This window comes from Bacillus cereus group sp. BfR-BA-01383 (assembly GCF_022663495.1).
Classification (GTDB): Bacteria; Bacillota; Bacilli; order Bacillales; family Bacillaceae_G; genus Bacillus_A; species Bacillus_A cereus_AU.
Window position 1 is genome coordinate 284932 of the sequence record NZ_JAKUFP010000001.1, and the last position, 19266, is coordinate 304197.

The window sequence follows — 19266 nt, forward strand, 5'->3', positions numbered from 1 at the left end:
AAAGAACGTATTCTATATTTTTCATCTCATATCTTTAATATAAATATATATCATGAGAGAAAATATACAATGCTACATAAGTCGTATGAAAAAACAAGACACAGCAATATACTGTGTCTTGTTTTTTCATACTGTTAAATATTGATTCAATTGTAAATTCTGCATATCTTTTGTATGTATAACAACATCAAAAGCACTCCCTAACCCTCCGTTCAAAATCATAGAACGAACTGCTCGATTTTGTTTTTGAATTTCAGAAAAAGGATTCGTATCTTGATGACTCGTAAGCTGTTCTAATATTCCTGCAGCTAACAAAAACTCAGATTGCTTCTTATGCCATACTATACTCATTCCTTGCAGGCTAAACATCTCCTTCAGCTCATCCCAATGAATATGAGTAGTAAGGTCCATTTCACCTGGATACGCTAGAGGATTACGTATTAGCTTATGCTGATAATACCCTCGCAAACTCCCTTCGTAATGAGCAGGATGCATCCATTCTTCTTTTGTGTAGCCATAATCAACTGTAATACATATACCTTTTTGAAACCATTTCGCAATTTCTTTTATATATCCTTCCATCGCAATCGGCACTTCAAAACGTTGCCCTTCCGCCATATGAATATTATATTTCAATAAGTATCGACCAATCGTTTGTTCTAACGGTCTACATACTTCTGCAAGTTTCCCTTCCTCTGTATACGTAATACGCACTTCATACAGCATGCCATTTCTCTTCTCAATTACTTCAACAGGAAATGCATCAAATAACTCATTCGAAAAAAGGATCCCTTCAAATGATTCTCCCATTTCAGTATAAGATGTATAGTACGACACATTATCAAATGAGCGAAGATTCTCCTGCTGTAATTTTCTATGAAAAGGGCTCACTTCAATCATTGAATAGTTTAAATCAATAAAGGTTTCCGGAGATAATTGCTTCCATTCTTGTAAAATGTCATAAGCAAACTTTCCTGTTCCTCCGCCAATCTCACAAATATTCGAAGCAACTTCTCCATTTTCAACAAGACGAATAAAAAACTTAGCAAAAGTTTTTGCAAAAACAGAGGATACGTTGCTACTTGTAAAAAAATCCCCTTGCCTTCCAATCTTTGCATGTTCCTTCATATAATATCCATGTCCTTCTGTATACAATACGAGGTTCATATACGTACTATATGAAATTGAATAATCCTTTTCTTTTCCCATCCATTCTCTTAAAATGAGCTCCATCCCCATAATGACTCCTTATTGTAAAAATGGATTATTTTCTTTTTCAAAACCGATGCTTGTTTCAGGACCATGTCCACATAGTACCGCTGTTTCATCTGGTAATACAAATAATTTCTCTTCAATACTTCCAATTAATTCAGCAAAACTTCCACCAGGTAAATCCGTTCTTCCGATGCTCATTTGGAATAATACATCTCCAGAGAACACCGCATTCGCCTCTTTACAATAATAAGAAATACTTCCTGGAGAATGTCCTGGCGTCTCAAAAATTTCAAAACTAAATGAACCAATTGTTAACGTACCTTCTGCTTCGATAATATGATCTGCTGGTTTCGCTGTAATACTGCGGTTCATCATAAAAATTTGAGAGCCATTTACAGTTGCATCTCCTAGCCAGTCTGCTTCTTCTTTATGTACGTATACAGGAATATGGAAAGCGTCTCGTACCGCATCGACAGCACCAATATGATCAAAGTGAGCATGTGTTAATAAGACCGCGAGTGGTTTTAATTGTTCTTCTTGTAAATATGTAACGAGCTTTTCTCCTTCATGACCAGGATCAAAGATAATACACTCATTTTGATCGTTCGTTAAAATATAAGCATTTGTTTGTAATGGGCCTAACGGCATTTGTGTCCATTTCATATGAAAATCTCCTCCAGTTATTAAACTTACTTTTAATGATACAACATTTCTTTCTCTGAGGAAAAGAAAGGATGCTATCTCGACAATCATTTTTAAAACATGTACAATATAAAAGAGTAAATATTCTAAAAACTCATATTAAGGAATGGGTAGACAGAGGAGGATATTGTATGGGCCTTGTTATTATTTTTACGCTTGTCACTCTGTTAGCTGTATTTGCTACGCTTAGAACACTTCGCGAGAAGAACTTTTTCGCGGGCGGCTTTGCAATTGCAACTGTACTCGTTTTCGGATGGTTTACGATTATGACCGTTCTATATAACGGGTACCCTCCAGCAGCTTAATTCATTTACATGCTATTCTTCATCAAGATTTTGCACAAAAAAGGAAGGGTCTCCCCTTCCTTTTTTCATATTTCACAACTTATATCATCTTCGCTTCGTGTTTGTGCTTTTTTACAAGCCAAGCTCCTCCGATAACACCTGCGTCATTACCAAGTGTCGCAATTGCTAACTTTGTGCTCTTTACAGCGCGTGAGAAAGCATATTGCTCGAAATAACGTTGAATTGGTTCTAATAGTGCATCTCCAGCTTTAGACACGCCTCCACCAATAACGATTTTCTCTGGGTTCAACGTGCTAGAAAGGTTCGCTACAGCTAATCCTAAATAAGAAGCTACTTTTTCTATTACTTCGCCTGCTAGCTCATCACCTTGTCCATGCGCTTCAAATACATCTTTTGATGTAATACGCCCTTCTTCTGCTAACATAGAACGTAAAAGACTCTCTTTATTAGTTTCTTGTATTTTTTGCATAGCAACGCGCACAATACCCGTTGCAGATGTTACTGTTTCTAAGCAACCAGACTTTCCGCAATTACAAGGGAAAGGGTTCTCTGTAACTACTGTAATATGTCCAATCTCACCAGCAGCACCACTTATACCGTGTACAATCTCACCATTAGTGATTACACCGCCACCAACACCCGTGCCAAGTGTCATACAAATTAAATCTTTTGCTCCTTCACCAGCACCTTTCCACATTTCACCAAGCGCTGCTAAGTTTGCATCATTATCAATCACAACAGGTAATCCTGTTTCTACTTCTAGTAAATCTTTTAACGGATAATTTTTCCATCCCAAATTAACCGCTTCATAAATCATTCCTGATGCCACATGTACAGGACCAGGAGCTCCCATACCAATACCTATTAACTTACTTTTTAATTCACCTAACTCTTCTAACTTTTTATCAATAGCTTTCGCCACATCAAGTGTAATATGTTTGCCTTGCTCATTTTTATTTGTAGGGATTTCCCACTTATGTAAAATTTCACCGTACACATTAATAAATGCTAATTTAATCGTTGTACCACCAAGGTCAACACCAACTAACCATTTCTCTTCCATGTTGCTTACCTACCTTTATCTAATTCTTATTTAGCTCTTTTTGAATTTCTTGCTTCAATAAAAATAAAGCTGTTTGATAGTCTTGTGGATCGATTAGCTGTGATTGATTTAATTCACGCAATTCATCTTGCATTAATTGTAAATCTGCAATTCGATCACCCGTATAAATAATCGTGCCAAATTTCTTTAGCAATTGCTGAATATCATAAATAGATGCCATTTCATCACCCTCTATGCTCACTTACTATAAAAAATTATAATAAGAAAACGTTCACATATTTTATTATAATCAAGAAGAAAAAGCCTCGTCAATTTTTATTTGTCTATACAAGCCCATTTATAACAATTGTTCCTTTTTCTGTAATAATTTTTTCTACATTTTTATCAAATGGCTCTACTGGAATATATTTTACCATTTGAAAATCATAAGCTAATGATAGCGTTTTCCCTTTATAATGCAAAAGATAACGATCATAATAGCCCCCACCATATCCAATCCGTTCTCCTCGCTCTGTATAAGCTACGCCTGGCACGATTTGAAGATCAATTTCATCCGCATCCACTTCTTCCGTAAACGCCGGAATCGGTTCACGTAAATTCATATACACGGTTTCTAATTCATCAAAATTACTAATTTGACGGAAGGACATTGTTCTTGTCCCTTTATTACATTTCGGAACAACAACTTTCTTTCCTTCTTCCCAAGCTTTTTCGATAATAGGATATGTATTCACTTCATGTTCCATCGAAAGAGTGATTCCAATTGTTTTAGCTTCAACCCACTCTTTTTGCGCATACAACGAAACTGCAATTTGCTCTGATAAAGTTGTATACTGTTCTTCTGATAAAGAATTCATGTGCTCTATTATTTGTTTACGCAAACGTATTTTCTCTTCTTTCACACATTTTCCCCCTTACAGTGACACTTCACTCTACGATGATAGTGTATCACTTTTCACATAGGAATCGAATAAAAAAAAGAAACAGTAGGAAAATATTCCTACTGCTTACTTTGTTTCACGGTGTAACGTAGACTTCTTGTCACGCTTGCAATACTTTTTAAGCTCGATACGCTCAGCGTTGTTACGTTTATTTTTCTTTGAGATATAGTTACGATCTCCGCATTCTGTACATGCTAGAGTAATATTCACACGCATTCTTATTTCCCTCCAGTACTAATAACTTAAATCAGACTATACCATAATACCACTTTTAAAATAAAAATTCTACACCTTTTGATATTGTCTAATTTTTTCTATAAGATTTTTCATGTTTTCCCTTGCTATCACTGGATTTCTAGCATGTGAATACACTAAAAATTTTGGTTGTTTTGTGTCAGAAACGATATAAGACCACTCTTTTTCTGCATGTTTGAATTGTACTCCTTCAAATATCGCTTCTTCCTTTCTTTCCATATCAGCCAATAATTTCCTCATCACTTTCCCTTTTTCGTTCCATGAACAGACAACTTCATCATACAGTAAATAAAGTGGCGGTGATTGCTCTACTATGCTACGAAACGTTTTCCCTTGCAGTGCTATTAACTCGAATAATTTTCCAATTCGATATAAAATATCTCGCTTCCATCTTACTTGAAAAGACTTCTTTTCATCATGCGTATAAAATAGAAGGTAACATTCTCCTAATTTCAAAGACATAGGGTAAATATTTCCTGCTGATTCAAGTAATAAATCTGGAATATCTACTTCTTCAAAATCTGTCCCTTGGTAAATATTACTATGATTGTCATATAACTCAAAATAATTTCCTTGCTCAGAAAACATAAGCGCCATATTTGCTTTACTTGATTTCATCAAAGCTTTCACATGATCTTTTTGTTCCCCTGCATAAATCCATGTAACTGTGCACCCAAGCCTTTGCAGAAAGAGCATAAGTAAATGTTGTAACATATCATTTCTCTTATTAATTAAAAGATGAAACTTCTGTTTTTGTATTTTCTCAATATCAATGTGCTCTAATACAGCTTCTATATAATCATTTAAAGAAACGTGGACCAGCTTATTTCGTCCCATTTCTTTCTCACATACGTAATAAAACGACTCAGACATATAAACTTGTTCTATCGCCTTTTGCTGCTTATACGTTAACAGCCTCCCATCCTTACCGTACAACTTTATAACAACCTCTTGTTCATTTTCCACTTGAACGAAAACCCCACCTGCACATTGCAAATTCTGAATGCTATATTGAAAAAGTGACTCGTTCATTTCCTTGCATTCCATCGTATGAATCCCGATACCATGGATAGCATGAAGGAATAAATTTTTATAAGAAGTTGTCTCAATATTTTCTTGGCTTCCAATTAATATACTTTCCCCTTTTGCAAAAAGAGATCCATACGCCATCGCAACTTTCACAATAAATTGAGGAGTAATCTCAACATTGCCTCTTCCTACAATGCGACTTTTTTGTAACCATCCTGCACTCTTTTCACTTTCTTGAACACCAGCCGATCCTACAACCGAATGACTATCAATAGCCTTATAAGGCCATAGTTTTCCTTTTTGCTTAATTACCGTACTTTTCCCTATATGACAATGGTCCGCTACAATGCTTTTTTGAAACAGTGTGACATCATCTTCAACCATTGTGCGCTCTCCTATTGTTGTTTCTAATAGCTCGCAATACTTCCCAATGTGCGTATTTGCAAAAACAATGCTTTTTTGAAGATGAGAATAACTTGAAATAATACTATTTTTTCCGATAATAGAATAAGGCTCAATTACAGCTCCCGCACCAATCGTTGCTCCTTCTCCAATAAAAGAAGGACCATGAATTTTCGTTCCCTTCCCAATCGTTACACCTTCTCCCATCCATACCATTGGTAATACTTCCGTATAGGGAATAGGTACTTGTAATTTTTTCGTTAACAAGTCAAATTGCGCTTGTCGATATTGATCAAATGTACCGATATCTAACCAATAGCTTTCTGACAAATATGCAAATAGCGCGTTCTTATTTGCCAATAATGGAAACACATCTTGACTGAAATCAAAAAATTCTTGGGGCGGTATGTAAGAAAAGATTTCTGGCTCCATAATATAAATTCCTGTGTTCACAATGTTTGAGACTACCTCATTCCAGCTCGGTTTTTCTATATATCGTATAACCTCTTGTTCTTTGTTCATTACAACCAAACCGAATGAGAGTGGGTTTTCTACTTCCTTCACAAACATGGTTACCATTCTTTTCTTTTGTTTATGAAACGTAATTCCTTCTGATAATTGAAAATCAGTTAATGCATCCCCGCTTATCACAACAAATGCTTCATCTAAAAATTTTTCCGCTTGTTTAATACTCCCTGCGGTTCCAAGGGGAGGAGAGTCTTCAAAATAGTACAAATTTACTCCCCATTTGCTTCCATCACCAAAATATTGCTTAATGGCCGTACTCATATATTGAACTGTAATTGCAATTTCACGAATACCATGCCGGCGTAATAATTCAATATTATATTCTAATACCGGTTTTTCTAATAATGGCAACATCGGCTTTGGAGTATTACATGTTAATGGTCTAAGGCGTCTTCCTTTTCCTCCAGCTAAAATAACCCCCTTCATATACTTCAGCCTCCACTTATATAATGTTCAGTAACTCCATATACGATATGTATATTATCTACCCCGCATTAACTAGCAGTATAAGTTTGATTGTTTAACGAAACATCACTACGGAAAAACTCTGATTAAGATTATCTATACAAATGTATCTTTTAAACCGCAAAAAGAAAGCGCTTACGATTAACTTGGTAAAATAAAACTTACTACGTAGCCAACATATACGTACTCATTTTTCGATTACATTATGATACATCTTATCATCATAAACTAAAGGAAACAACGAGCTTTTTTTGTCATGTTTTGACTAAAAAAAGCAGGTGATGTCTCACCTGCTTTTTTATTTATTCATTTAATAAGTAATGCTTACCTTTTACTAAATAAAATACATTCTCAGCAATATTTGTAACATGATCTGCTACACGCTCAATATATCTCGCCACAAAGGATAATTGTGTAATTTGTGTAATTGCTTCTGGTTGCCCCGGAATTGAAGATATAAATTCACGGATCGCCTTTCCATATATTTCATCAACTGAATCATCCATTTCAGCAATTTGTTTAGCAATAGTTAAATTTTCTTGTTCGTATGCTTCCAATGCTAAATTTAGCATCTTATGAGCAATCGCAAACATTTCATCAAGATTTTGCAAACTAACTGTCACTTCTTTTTCCCCAAGACGAATTGTAGATTTTGCAATATTAACAGCATGATCTGCAATACGCTCTAAATCTGTCGCTGTTTTAATTGAAATAAAAATTCTTCGTAAATCACTTGCCACAGGCTGTTGCTTCGTAATAAGCATAAGCGCAAGATCATTTATTTCCTCTTCTAAATTATCCATACGATAATCACCATCTATAACCTCTAACGCTTTCTCTACATCCCTTTTACGAAGGCCTTCCATGGCAATCAATAAAGCTTCCCTCGCTAACTCACCAAGCTCAATCACCTTTTGCTGCAACGTTTTTAAATCACATTGAAACTGCTCTCTTACCATTGTTACTTCCCCCTCAATATTATGTGCCATTATATATAAATCCCCTACCTAGCTTCTTATGCCTGTAGTAAAGCCTTAAGATAGGAGAAGTATACTTCCCTATTAAAATAAGAAATGCCCTCTGTTAAGAGGGCATTTACTCTTATCCTTGCAACGATATCAACCAAATCGACCTGTAATATAATCTTCTGTTCGCTTATCTGAAGGTGTCGTAAATAATTTGTTTGTATCTGTATATTCCACAACTTCTCCACTTAAGAAGAAAGCAGTTTTGTCTGAAATACGTGCCGCTTGTTGCATGTTATGCGTTACGATAACAATACTAAAGTCTTTCTTTAACTCTTGAATTAGTTCTTCTACTTTTAATGTTGAGATTGGATCTAGCGCCGATGTTGGTTCATCCATTAAAATAACGTCTGGCTCAATTGCTAAGCAACGTGCAATACATAAACGTTGTTGCTGTCCACCAGATAAACCATATGCATTATCATGCAAGCGATCTTTTAACTCATCCCAAATTGCCGCCCCACGTAAACTTTTTTCAACAATTTCATCCAATGTTTTTTTGTCACGAATACCATGGATTTTCGGGCCGTACGCTACATTTTCATAAATAGACTTTGGAAATGGATTTGGCTTTTGGAATACCATTCCTACATGCGTTCGTAATTCTTCAACTGGATATGATTTATCAAATATATTGCGTTCTCTATATTCAATTACACCTGTAGTTCGAACGATAGGTACTAACTCTACCATACGATTGAGTGTTTTTAAGTACGTTGATTTACCACAACCACTTGGGCCGATAATTGCTGTAACTTCATTCTCATGAATACTTAAGTTAATATCCTTTAAAGCATGGTCTTCTCCATACCATAAATTTAAGTTTTTCGTATCAAATACTACTTTCTTTGGCGCAGTCTCGATTTTCTCTTCATTTTTCACCTGTACATTTACTACTGTTGCTACCATTTGAATTCCCCTTTCATCCACTTCCAACTTATTTTCGATTTCGTAACCATAAGACAAATATATTGATAAAGAGCAACAACCCTAGCAAAACAATCATCCCAGCTGCTGCTACATACTGAAATTCTTCTTGTGGTCTGCTCATCCAATTAAAAATTTGAATTGGTAAAACTGTAAACCGATCAAACATACTAAATGGAACATAATTTGCAAATGCAAGCGCTCCGATAACTAACAGTGGTGCCGCTTCTCCAATTGCTCTTGATATGGCTAACGTACACCCCGTTATAATTCCTGGGAAAGCTGCCGGCAATACAACCTGATACATTGTTTGCCACTTCGTAGCACCTAATCCGTAAGAAGCCTCTAATAATGAACTTGGTACAGATCGGATTGCTTCTTGACTAGCTACAACAACTGTCGGTAAAACGAGTAAACTCATCGTCAGTGCCGCCGCAATAATACTCTCGCCTAAATGAAGAGCATATACAAAAATAGTTAAGCCGAGTAATCCAAATACAACGGAAGGTACTCCTGCTAACGTTTGATTATTAATTTCTATTACCTTTTTAAATATAGACTCCTTCGCATATTGCTCTAAATAAAGCGCAGTTCCGACTCCAAATATAAACGAGACGGGTATAACAATACTCATAAATAATATTGTTCCTGACAAAGCTGCAACTATCCCAGCTTCTCTCGGATTACGTGAAGCAAAGTTTGTAAAAAAATCTATGGAAAGATAACTTATACCTTTTTCAAAAATTTGAAAAAGCAAAATAAACAGTATTACTATTGAAAACAAAATTGCTATATAAAATAACAATTTGTAAATTCGGTCTTTTAAAAAACGGGATGCCATATTTTCTTGTATTTTTTTATGATTCAACATTCGCATATTATGTCATCCTCCTAAAACGGCGCATAATAGACTGCGAAATGATGTTCATTATAAAAGTAAATAGGAATAACGTTGCACCCACAGCATACATGCTGTAATAAGTAAGCGTTCCATGCGGAGCATCACCTAAACTCACTTGCACAATATAAGCTGTTAACGTTTGAATCGAGTGTGTCGGATTGAGCGATACATTTGGTGTGGATCCCGCTGCAATTACAACGATCATCGTTTCACCAATTGCCCTGGAAGCCGCTAATATAATCGCTGCCATAATGCCCGTAAAAGCCGAAGGAAATACTACTTGTTTTACCATCTCAAAGCGAGTTGCTCCGAGCGCTAACGAAGCTTCTTTCGTTCCTTTCGCTACAGCTCTCATCGCGTCTTCAGACAGAGACGCAATTGTTGGTATCATCATAAATCCAATCACAATCCCTGGACTAATCGCATTAAAAAACTGTAAATCTGGTATCATTCGTTGTAAAAGTGGCGTGACAACTGTTAATGCAAAAAATCCATATACAATTGTCGGAATGCCTGCTAATAGTTCTAACATCGGCTTTAATATTTTCCGTGCACCGTTTGAAGCATATTCGCTTAAAAATACGGCACAAGCTAAACCAATCGGAATTGCTACAAACATTGCAATTGCCGTTACAAGGACTGTCCCACATATAAGTGGTAATATACCGAATTTAGGATTTTCAAAAAAAGGTAACCATTCTTTCTCCGTCAAAAAGGAGTATAATGATATTTTTTGAAAAAACATGATTGTTTCATTTGCGAGTGTGAAAATAATTCCAAGTGTTGTCACAATAGACACACTAGCAATCACTTTTAGTAATAACGGAACGATTCGATTGATTCGTTGCGTTTTTTTCCTTTGTTTTGTATTTCTTTCAATCAAATGTTGTACAGAAAATGTAATTTGACTTTTGTCATTATGAGCCAAAGATGAAAACCCCTTTCCACCCTGACATTACCTTTTTATTTCTGTTAACATTCGTAGCTGTTCGTTATATTTTTCTTTTGGTAACTTTACATATCCGACCTCTTCAGCGAGGTTTCCAACATGCTTAATCATAAACTCAACATAATTTGCTACATTCTTTTTTTTTCGGATAGATGCATCATTCACATAAGCAAATAGCGGTCTAGATAAAGGCTTATACTTACCTGATTGAATGGTCTCTTTCGTCGGAAATACACCATTTACTTTTATCGCTTTCACCTTATCTCGATTGGCCATATAATAAGCATATCCTACAAAAGCAATGGCATTTTTATCATTCATTACTCCTTGCATAATAACTTGATCATCTTCAGACAAAGAGACTTTTTTTACAATGCGACTTTTTTGTAAGATGACATTTTGAAAATAATCATAAGTACCAGAATCTACACCTGGCGCATAAAACTTCACCTGTTCACGTGGCCATGATGAATGAATTTGTGACCATCGCTTCTCTCTTCCATCTTCACTCCATAATAGACGTAACTCGTCTACTGACATATCGTCTACCCAATGATTTTGACGATTTACAACGATCGTAAGACCGTCGTAAGCGACTTCAAACGGTGTAAACTGAACGGAGTTTTTCTTCATTTCATTTTCTTCCACTTGTTTCATTACTCTTGAAGCATTATTTATATCTACTTCTCCTTTACTGAAACGATTAAATCCTCCTCCTGTTCCAGATACACTGATCGAAATTTTCACGTTTGGATGCGCCTTTGTATATTCCTCCGCTACTGCTTCTATAATAGGAAAAACTGTTGAGGATCCATCAACTCTCACTTCTCCCATTTCATTCACAGCGAATGCAGTAGTCATGCCAAAACAAAGGAACATTGTCGATAGTATGAAAACTTTAATCGATGTACTCATCCATTTCACGTGTTCTTCCTCCTAGAAGTAACCGGAAATAACAGGATTACAGATATAAGAATACTGCTAAACTATTAATTCGGTTTTAATTGTTTGTAAAAGTTTTGTAAAGTTCCACAAAAATCAACAGACAGTAAAACTTTAATCAGTGGCGGGCTGTTCATCCCCACTAAGGATTAGCACATAAAACAGTTATCCCCCTATCACACAATATAAAAGTATCATTTGTGAAGCCGCATGCTTTTTTCAATATTGTATACTTGTCCACATTCATTACACGATATGCATAAACTATAAAAAAAAGCACACTATCTTTTCAGATAGTGTGCTTTTTTTACAACTTTTTTATTCATCATCTTGATTTTTATTTTTATTATCTTTTGCATCTTTTGGAGCTTCACCATTTTCTTCCTTTTTCAAATCAAAGTAAGCGTCCATAATATCACGACTGATATAACCGTTAATACCTGATTTATCATCTACCCAAGGTACAACAACAGAAAATGCTACTTCAGGATCTTCAAGTGGTGCATAACCTACCATTGTTAAGTTATATGTCTCTTTGCGCTCACCTTTTGCATTTCTACCAATCTCTTTATCTCCGCCATACACAGTTTGAGCTGTACCTGTTTTACCAGCAGCTTTATATGGTGCGCCTGCAAAGTATTTCGTAGCTGTACCACCTGAATCGTTAAACACTTGTCTAAATCCTTCTTGAACACGTTTAATTTGTGATTCAGGCATATCAACACGATTTAATACTTTCGGTTCCATAGCTTGAACAACTTTTCCAACTTCTTCTGGTTTCGCAGCTGGCTCGCGAATTTCCTTTACAACTTGCGGCTGCATACGGTAACCACCATTTGCAATTGTTGAAATATACTGCGTTAATTGGAGTGGTGTATACGTATCATACTGTCCGATTGATAAATCTAATAAGAAACCTGGCTGAGTGCCTTTACCCATTTGGCCCGCAGATTCATTCGGTAAATCAATACCTGTTTTTACACCAAGTCCAAACTGCCCAAAATAATAACGCATCGTATCAAATGCTTTTTGTGGTATATCTAACGTACCACCTCTCACATATTGAACACCTGCAATATTCATTGCTGTTTTAAACATATAAACGTTAGAAGACATTTTTAACGCTGTCAGATCATTAATATATCCCATTGTCTTCCAAGAGGATTTTTTTGGCGTTCCTTTTAATACGATCGGTTCATCAAGCTGAACTGTACCTGGTTGAATCGCACCTGTTTGATATCCTGTAAGTACTGTTGCACCTTTTACAGTCGATCCCATTGGATAAGAACTTGTCATCGTTCCTAATGCGTAATCTTGTACTTTCGTTTCACCGTTTTCATTCACTAATTGCTTCCCAGCCATAGATAAAACTTCACCATTTTTCGGATTCATCATTACAACGAATGCACGATCTAAAAGAGGTTGTCCCCCTTTATATTTCAATAAATTTTTGGTGATAATTTCTTCCACGCGCTTTTGCAATTCCATATCAATTGTTAAACTCAGATCATTACCTCGTTGTCCTTGCGATACATTAATCGTTTCTAAAATATTACCATCTTTATCTGTAACATTTTTCACTTCTGCTTTCGTACCATGCAGGCTATCTTCATACTGCTGCTCAAGATAACTTTTCCCTACGCGGTCATTTCGATTATAATCACGAACAAGATAGTAATCTAGTTTTTCTCTCGGTAAACCTTCATCAGATGTCGACACCCCGCCAAGAACACTTCGGAATAAATCATCATACGTATATTTTCGTTCCCAATCAACATTCGTATCTACACCTGGTAATGTCGCTAGATTTTCACTAACAATCGCATATTCTTCTTCTGTGGCATCTTTTTTAATAATTTGAGGTGTCATTGCATATCCGCCGTCCATCTTACTTCTAATCGCTAGTATTTCTAAATCTTTTGCGGATAATTGATTCATCTCTTCTTCCGTCACACGACTTCGTTGACGCTCGTCTAATTCTTTATCGTCAATTTTGTTATTTTTCAATTCTTGACGATCTTTATTCGTAATTTTTTCTTTAGCTTCCTCTTTATGCATAGCAAGCCAATAGTCCTTTTTATCACGATCTGTTAATTTATCTATCGGTACCTCAATCAAATCTGCTAACTTTGTCGCTGTTTTTTGGCGATCTTCCGCAGTTGACCCTTTCATTTTCGTAAATGTAATCGTACGAACAGCTGCATTATCCACTACTGGTCGCCCATAACGGTCAAATATTTTCCCACGCGGTACAGGATTGCTTATCGTTGAATTTTCTTTCTTCTCGACTTCATTCTTATATTCCTCACCGCGAACAATTTGTACATATCCGAGCCTTACAATAACCGCGGAGAACATTATAAATACGCAAAAAAACAACACGTTTAATCGAAAAGGAACGTGGGTCTTTTTCTTTGCTTGCTTCTGCTTCTTGCTCATACAAACCCCCTCTACCAACAGCTATGTAATGTGAAAGGGACACCTTCATACAGGTGTCCTCACTGCTGTCTTACATCTTTTTCTATTCTAGCATAAAACAAACGAGAAGTTAACCTTCTGGTTCCGTTTGATTTTGCGCGTTTCCTTGCGCTACAACACTTGTTTTACCCACATTTCCCTCATCATATTTGACATTTTTAACCGCAAAATAAATAAGGAAATGTCCAGCTCCTAAAATACATAGTAAAAAAGGTAAACTTTTTTCAGGTGGAAAAAATAGTACAGCACACAAAAAGCTTAAAATGGAGCAAATTCTGCCGGCATTTAACCATAATTCCCTGACAACTACATACTCTACACGCCACTCTCTCGCATTTTTCGCTCTACCAATTACGTCATATGTCATTGATCCGTATGGAACGAGTAGAATAGGGTAAGCAACCGCAATGCATGCTGCATAAATAAGTAATTTTGTATATGTAACATTGAATATAACTAAAAATACGACCGCATATAAAATAATGCCTCCAAGCAAAATTGCTTTTTTTCGCCACTCTTTCTTTAACATACGAGCGACTAAGTAGTAACATACAAATGATACAGCCGAATTTACTAAGCTATATTTCCCTAATGCGAGCTCACTATCAGTTGCTAAATACACATATACCGAAATAACAAAAATAAATGTTCCTTCTCTCAACCCCTGAAAAAAATGAGCACGTGTAATTCTTCCCCAATTTTTATCAATCCGTCGTTCTTTCAATACTTGCACGATTTCATAACGCCCTTCACATTCTCTCTTAGATAAAAAAAAGCTTAAAACAACAGCAATCGCAAATAGCACTAATGAAAGAAAGAATATGACTGTATAACCACTCCATTTTTCCATACGTGAAATTGTGTATCCTGCTGCTATTGGTCCAATCATTCCAGAGAAGGATGTAAGAAGCCCAAGAAACCCGTTAAAGAAGTCTCTTGTTTCTGGTTCTGTAATCTCAAATGTCAATAAGTTGAATGCCAACCAATAAAAACCATACCCGATTCCTAAGAGAGCCCCCATTAATAAAATATAGTGAGAAGCGCTTTTTCCCGCCACTAAAACAACGATAAAAAAAATAGCTAACGTGCCTACGCCTATTCGTAACAAGATTGAGCGATCAATACGTTTCGCTAATTTCCCACCTATAAGAAATGTGAGAGGCTGTAATACAACGCTGGCCAAATTATACAAGCCAAGATTCACATAATTTTGTGTTTGTTTCCATAAATAAATGTTAACAAACGTATTCGATAAAGAAATTGCGAGCGTGTATAAACCTCCAATGAGGAGCAATAACACTAAATCCCGATTCACTTCAACGTCACCAATTATATGTTTCCACTTCATACACAACTCTCCTTTACTTCATGTTCTAGTCTTCCAAAGACAAGCCCAATTATGTAAAAGGAGAGCATAGAAAAAAGCTAGGAGCATTCTCCTAGCTTTTTTCTTTAATTAATACAATTATTTTGCTTCTTGGTAAAGTTTTTCAGCAACGTTCCAATCTACAACGTTCCAGAATGCACCGATGTAGTCAGGACGACGGTTTTGGTAGTTTAAGTAGTAAGCATGCTCCCAAACATCTAAACCGATAACTGGAGTTTTACCTTCAGTTAGAGGAGAATCTTGGTTTGGAGTGCTTGTTACTTCTAACTCACCATTGTTTACTACTAACCAAGCCCAACCAGAACCGAAGCGAGTTGCGCCAGCTTTTGCAAATTCTTCTTTGAATGCATCGAAGCTACCGAATTTCGCTTCAATTGCAGTTGCAAGTTCACCTACTGGTTGTCCACCACCGTTTGGAGATAGGATTGTCCAGAAGAATGTATGGTTTGCATGTCCTCCACCATTGTTACGTACTGCTGTACGGATTGCTTCTGGTACTTCATTTAAGTTTGTAACTAATTCTTCAACGCTTTTGTCAGCTAATTCTGCATGACCTTCTAAAGCAGCGTTTAAGTTTGTAATATACGTGTTGTGATGTTTTGTATGATGGATGTTCATTGTTTCTTTGTCAAAGTGAGGTTCTAATGCATCATACGCATAAGGTAAATTTGGTAATTCGTGTTTTGCCATTGTTATATTCCTCCCAGTTTATGTATTGCCACTCATATGTGACATACAACTTCATTCTACCCTAATTGCCATAGGGTGCAAACAAATAGATCACATTGTCTTGCTACCATTAAAGTAGCAAAATTCCCACTTCTTTTCAATTAAAATGCTCATATATTCCGTAAAAAAAAGCTCCCTTCTACAAGGAAGCTTCCTGCTAACGTAATAAACTTATGAAATGGATATGGACCCTGTAGGACTCGAACCTACGACCGGACGGTTATGAGCCGTCTGCTCTAACCAGCTGAGCTAAGGGTCCACAATTATGTATGTAATAACATATCAAATAACTGAATTCCTATCGGATATATCCTTTAAGAAATGTAAGATAAATTTACCATATACAAAAGAAAAGTGTCAATTGTATTTTTCTCTTTTAAAAGTAGAAAATTAATAAAAGAGAAATCCAGTTCTCTCCACTATATATAAATATAATATAACTTGAGATTCCCTAGATTCGTACGTTACAATGATTTTATACATACATAAAGGAAGTGAATCTATGTCCATATTTACCCAATTTGCAAAAAGTATATACTCGCCTAAAGATATGGCGCTATTCCGTTTTCAAAAAATTGGTAAAACCATTTTGTATATTATGCTACTTTGCTTAATTACTACTATTCCAAGAACATTCTTGTACGGTAGTTTGATCCAGGATGGTGTGAGCATGGTAAATCAAGTCATCGATAAAGATTTACCTGATTTTAAAATTGAAAATGGCGAACTACAAGCAGATATTGATCAACCTATTGAAAAAGAAGAGGGCAATGCACTTTTCGTATTTGATCCAAATTCAACAGACTTAGAAAAATATCAAAATAAAACAGGTTTATTTGTTTTAAAAGATAAAGTAGTCTCTATGGGAAATGGTCAAACGCAAACGTATTCCTATAACGATTTGTTAGGTGCATCCCTTGAGAAAAAAGATCTACAAGAATTCATTTCTTTATTCGATAATATTTATCCAATTTTATTATTTGTTATCGGATTTTTAGTGTACCTATTCCAATTATTCATCACTTTTTTAGGCGTGACTTTACTTGCATTCATCGGTTCTGCCATGGGCGGTCAACGCAAACTATCTTATAAACAAGTTTGGACACTAACCGCATACAGCTACACAATCCCAACAATCTTCTTTATGATTATGGATTTATTCAAGATCGTCGTACCTGGGGCAACGTTCATTTATATCGCAGTTGTTTTAATCGTTCTATACTTAACGATTAAAGAAGTTCCAAAACCAAAAGAAAAATAAAAACGATAAAAAAATGCCTAAGTAGGCATTTTTTTTTTGGACAAGCATATATTCCTAGCAAAGGAGTGAAGAATATGAAAAGATTAGGTATATTCTTATTCGTGCTTGTTCTCTGTTATATATTTTATTACGATATAAAAATCGGCACTTTACCGATGTTAAGTTCATATAAAAAAACAACCGCTGCCCAAACGATTAAAAAAGAAGACACAGGTACAAAACAAATTAAAGAGAATGCAGCAGAAAAAGAAACGGATGTAGCCTATAAAACAATCGAAGTAAAAACTGGTGAAACCGTCCTTTCAATTACAGAACAAATTAATAAGAAAAAAATTCCTTCTATTGAAAAAGTAATTGATGACTTTAAACAATTAAATAAAAGTACATCTGCTACAAAAATACAAATTGGAAAGTCTTATAAATTCCCGTTATATCAATAAGCAATCACTTAATCCTTGTCAATTACATAAAGGCGCTGATACAATAGTAAAAGTGAAACCGAGCACTTCGGTTTCTATAGCCCTGTATCACGTATACTATCATTGATATGAGGGACTAAATAAGAAACTTCTTTTATAAGGAGAGCGATCTATTCGTGAATGAAATGACTCATCGTACAAAAACACGTCCAGTTAAAGTCGGTAATTTAACAATTGGCGGTAATAATGAATTAATTATACAAAGTATGACAACAACAAAAACACATGATGTTGAAGCAACAGTTGCTGAAATTAAACGTTTAGAAGAAGCTGGCTGTCAAGTTGTTCGTGTTGCCGTTCCAGATGAACGCGCAGCAGATGCTATTGCTGATATTAAAAAACAAATCAACATTCCACTTGTTGCTGATATTCATTTTGATTATCGCCTTGCTTTAAAAGCAATTGAAGGTGGCATTGATAAAGTACGTATCAATCCAGGTAACATCGGTCGTCGCCATAAAGTAGAAGCTGTTGTAAATGCAGCAAAAGAACGCGGTATTCCAATCCGTATCGGTGTAAACGCTGGTTCATTAGAGCGTCACATTTTAGAAAAGTACGGATATCCAACTGCAGATGGTATGGTCGAGAGCGCACTACATCACATTAAAATTTTAGAGGATTTAGACTTCCACGATATTATCGTATCTATGAAAGCCTCTGATGTTAACTTAGCAATCGAAGCATACGAGAAAGCTGCTCGCGCTTTTGATTATCCATTACACTTAGGTATTACAGAATCCGGAACATTATTTGCCGGAACTGTAAAAAGTGCCGCTGGTCTTGGAGCAATCTTAAGCAAAGGTATTGGAAATACATTACGTATTTCATTAAGTGCTGATCCAGTTGAAGAAGTAAAAGTTGCGCGCGAACTATTAAAGTCATTTGGTCTTGCCTCTAATGCTGCAACACTTATCTCTTGTCCAACTTGCGGTCGTATTGAAATTGATTTAATTAGCATCGCTAACGAAGTAGAAGAATATATTTCTACACTTCAAGTACCAATTAAAGTTGCAGTACTTGGTTGCGCTGTAAACGGTCCTGGTGAAGCTCGTGAAGCTGATATCGGTATTGCCGGTGCACGCGGAGAAGGACTATTATTCCGTAAAGGGCAAGTCGTTCGTAAAGTACCAGAAGAAACAATGGTAGAAGAACTGAAAAAAGAAATCGATGTAATTGCTGCTGAAATGGCTGCTGAACGAGAAAAAGAAAAAGAAAAAGAAAAAGAAAAAGAAACACAAGAACAATAAAAAGAAGGTTGCCCACAATATTTGTGAGCAACCTTC

The 19266-nt window shown here is 35.8% G+C and carries 19 protein-coding genes and 1 tRNA gene; 4 read left to right on the forward strand and 16 right to left on the reverse strand.

The features are described from left to right. Positions 1–126 precede the first annotated feature (126 nt). Complete coding sequence (locus tag MR065_RS01655) at positions 127–1239, reverse strand: class I SAM-dependent methyltransferase (protein ID WP_242212265.1); 1113 nt, start codon at positions 1237–1239, stop codon at positions 127–129. 9 nt (positions 1240–1248) lie between these two features. Then, a complete protein-coding gene (locus MR065_RS01660; RefSeq protein WP_097906149.1) occupies positions 1249–1878 on the reverse strand; it encodes an MBL fold metallo-hydrolase in 630 nt (209 codons plus the stop codon). A gap of 170 nt (positions 1879–2048) precedes the next feature. On the opposite strand from MR065_RS01660, the gene MR065_RS01665 reads away from it, so the two are divergent. After that, positions 2049–2222 carry a DUF2759 domain-containing protein gene (locus tag MR065_RS01665; protein ID WP_000524850.1) on the forward strand — a complete coding sequence of 58 codons (174 nt, stop codon included), beginning with the start codon at positions 2049–2051 and terminating at the stop codon, positions 2220–2222. 79 nt (positions 2223–2301) lie between these two features. On the opposite strand, the gene glcK is transcribed toward MR065_RS01665, so the two are convergent. From glcK to MR065_RS01735, 14 genes are all read right to left on the reverse strand, one after another. Beyond that, positions 2302–3285, reverse strand: coding sequence for a glucokinase (gene glcK, locus MR065_RS01670; protein ID WP_242212266.1), 984 nt, complete (start codon positions 3283–3285; stop codon positions 2302–2304). A gap of 19 nt (positions 3286–3304) precedes the next feature. Next, positions 3305–3505: a YqgQ family protein gene (locus tag MR065_RS01675; protein WP_098268113.1), complete on the reverse strand. Its 201-nt coding sequence runs from the start codon at positions 3503–3505 to the stop codon at positions 3305–3307. A gap of 103 nt (positions 3506–3608) precedes the next feature. Next, positions 3609–4187: a 5-formyltetrahydrofolate cyclo-ligase gene (locus MR065_RS01680; protein ID WP_242212267.1), complete on the reverse strand. Its 579-nt coding sequence runs from the start codon at positions 4185–4187 to the stop codon at positions 3609–3611. Between the two features lie 105 nt (positions 4188–4292). Continuing rightward, positions 4293–4442 carry a 50S ribosomal protein L33 gene (gene rpmG, locus MR065_RS01685; RefSeq protein ID WP_001265616.1) on the reverse strand — a complete coding sequence of 50 codons (150 nt, stop codon included), beginning with the start codon at positions 4440–4442 and terminating at the stop codon, positions 4293–4295. Between the two features lie 69 nt (positions 4443–4511). Next, the gene (locus tag MR065_RS01690) at positions 4512–6866 is read right to left on the reverse strand and encodes a sugar phosphate nucleotidyltransferase (protein WP_242212268.1); all 2355 of its coding nucleotides are present in this window, start codon (positions 6864–6866) and stop codon (positions 4512–4514) included. A gap of 341 nt (positions 6867–7207) precedes the next feature. Continuing rightward, on the reverse strand, positions 7208–7864 hold the full coding sequence (gene phoU, locus MR065_RS01695; protein ID WP_098268215.1) for a phosphate signaling complex protein PhoU: 657 nt from the start codon (positions 7862–7864) through the stop codon (positions 7208–7210). Positions 7865–8023: 159 nt separating this feature from the next. Further along, positions 8024–8839 carry a phosphate ABC transporter ATP-binding protein gene (gene pstB / locus MR065_RS01700; protein WP_000226681.1) on the reverse strand — a complete coding sequence of 272 codons (816 nt, stop codon included), beginning with the start codon at positions 8837–8839 and terminating at the stop codon, positions 8024–8026. A gap of 28 nt (positions 8840–8867) precedes the next feature. Next, the gene (pstA, locus tag MR065_RS01705) at positions 8868–9734 is read right to left on the reverse strand and encodes a phosphate ABC transporter permease PstA (RefSeq protein WP_097906153.1); all 867 of its coding nucleotides are present in this window, start codon (positions 9732–9734) and stop codon (positions 8868–8870) included. Position 9735: 1 nt separating this feature from the next. Then, the gene (pstC, locus tag MR065_RS01710; RefSeq protein WP_242212269.1) at positions 9736–10686 is read right to left on the reverse strand and encodes a phosphate ABC transporter permease subunit PstC; all 951 of its coding nucleotides are present in this window, start codon (positions 10684–10686) and stop codon (positions 9736–9738) included. Positions 10687–10713: 27 nt separating this feature from the next. Continuing rightward, the gene (locus tag MR065_RS01715; protein ID WP_098769068.1) at positions 10714–11631 is read right to left on the reverse strand and encodes a PstS family phosphate ABC transporter substrate-binding protein; all 918 of its coding nucleotides are present in this window, start codon (positions 11629–11631) and stop codon (positions 10714–10716) included. A gap of 336 nt (positions 11632–11967) precedes the next feature. Further along, positions 11968–14088: a peptidoglycan D,D-transpeptidase FtsI family protein gene (locus tag MR065_RS01720; protein WP_242212270.1), complete on the reverse strand. Its 2121-nt coding sequence runs from the start codon at positions 14086–14088 to the stop codon at positions 11968–11970. A 109-nt stretch (positions 14089–14197) separates the two neighbouring features. After that, positions 14198–15475 (reverse strand): MFS transporter, encoded by a 1278-nt coding sequence (locus MR065_RS01725; RefSeq protein WP_242212271.1) that lies wholly within the window; start codon positions 15473–15475, stop codon positions 14198–14200. Positions 15476–15592: 117 nt separating this feature from the next. Further along, positions 15593–16204 carry a superoxide dismutase [Mn] gene (gene sodA, locus MR065_RS01730; protein WP_097906158.1) on the reverse strand — a complete coding sequence of 204 codons (612 nt, stop codon included), beginning with the start codon at positions 16202–16204 and terminating at the stop codon, positions 15593–15595. Positions 16205–16428: 224 nt separating this feature from the next. After that, positions 16429–16502: transfer RNA gene (locus MR065_RS01735), tRNA-Ile, on the reverse strand. 243 nt (positions 16503–16745) lie between these two features. Here MR065_RS01735 and yqgB point away from each other — a divergent pair. From yqgB to ispG, 3 genes are all read left to right on the forward strand, one after another. Further along, a complete protein-coding gene (gene yqgB, locus MR065_RS01740; RefSeq protein WP_097906159.1) occupies positions 16746–17504 on the forward strand; it encodes a protein YqgB in 759 nt (252 codons plus the stop codon). Positions 17505–17578: 74 nt separating this feature from the next. After that, a complete protein-coding gene (locus MR065_RS01745) occupies positions 17579–17944 on the forward strand; it encodes a hypothetical protein (protein WP_097906160.1) in 366 nt (121 codons plus the stop codon). A gap of 164 nt (positions 17945–18108) precedes the next feature. Next, positions 18109–19230: a flavodoxin-dependent (E)-4-hydroxy-3-methylbut-2-enyl-diphosphate synthase gene (gene ispG / locus MR065_RS01750; protein ID WP_242212312.1), complete on the forward strand. Its 1122-nt coding sequence runs from the start codon at positions 18109–18111 to the stop codon at positions 19228–19230. Positions 19231–19266: the final 36 nt, after the last annotated feature.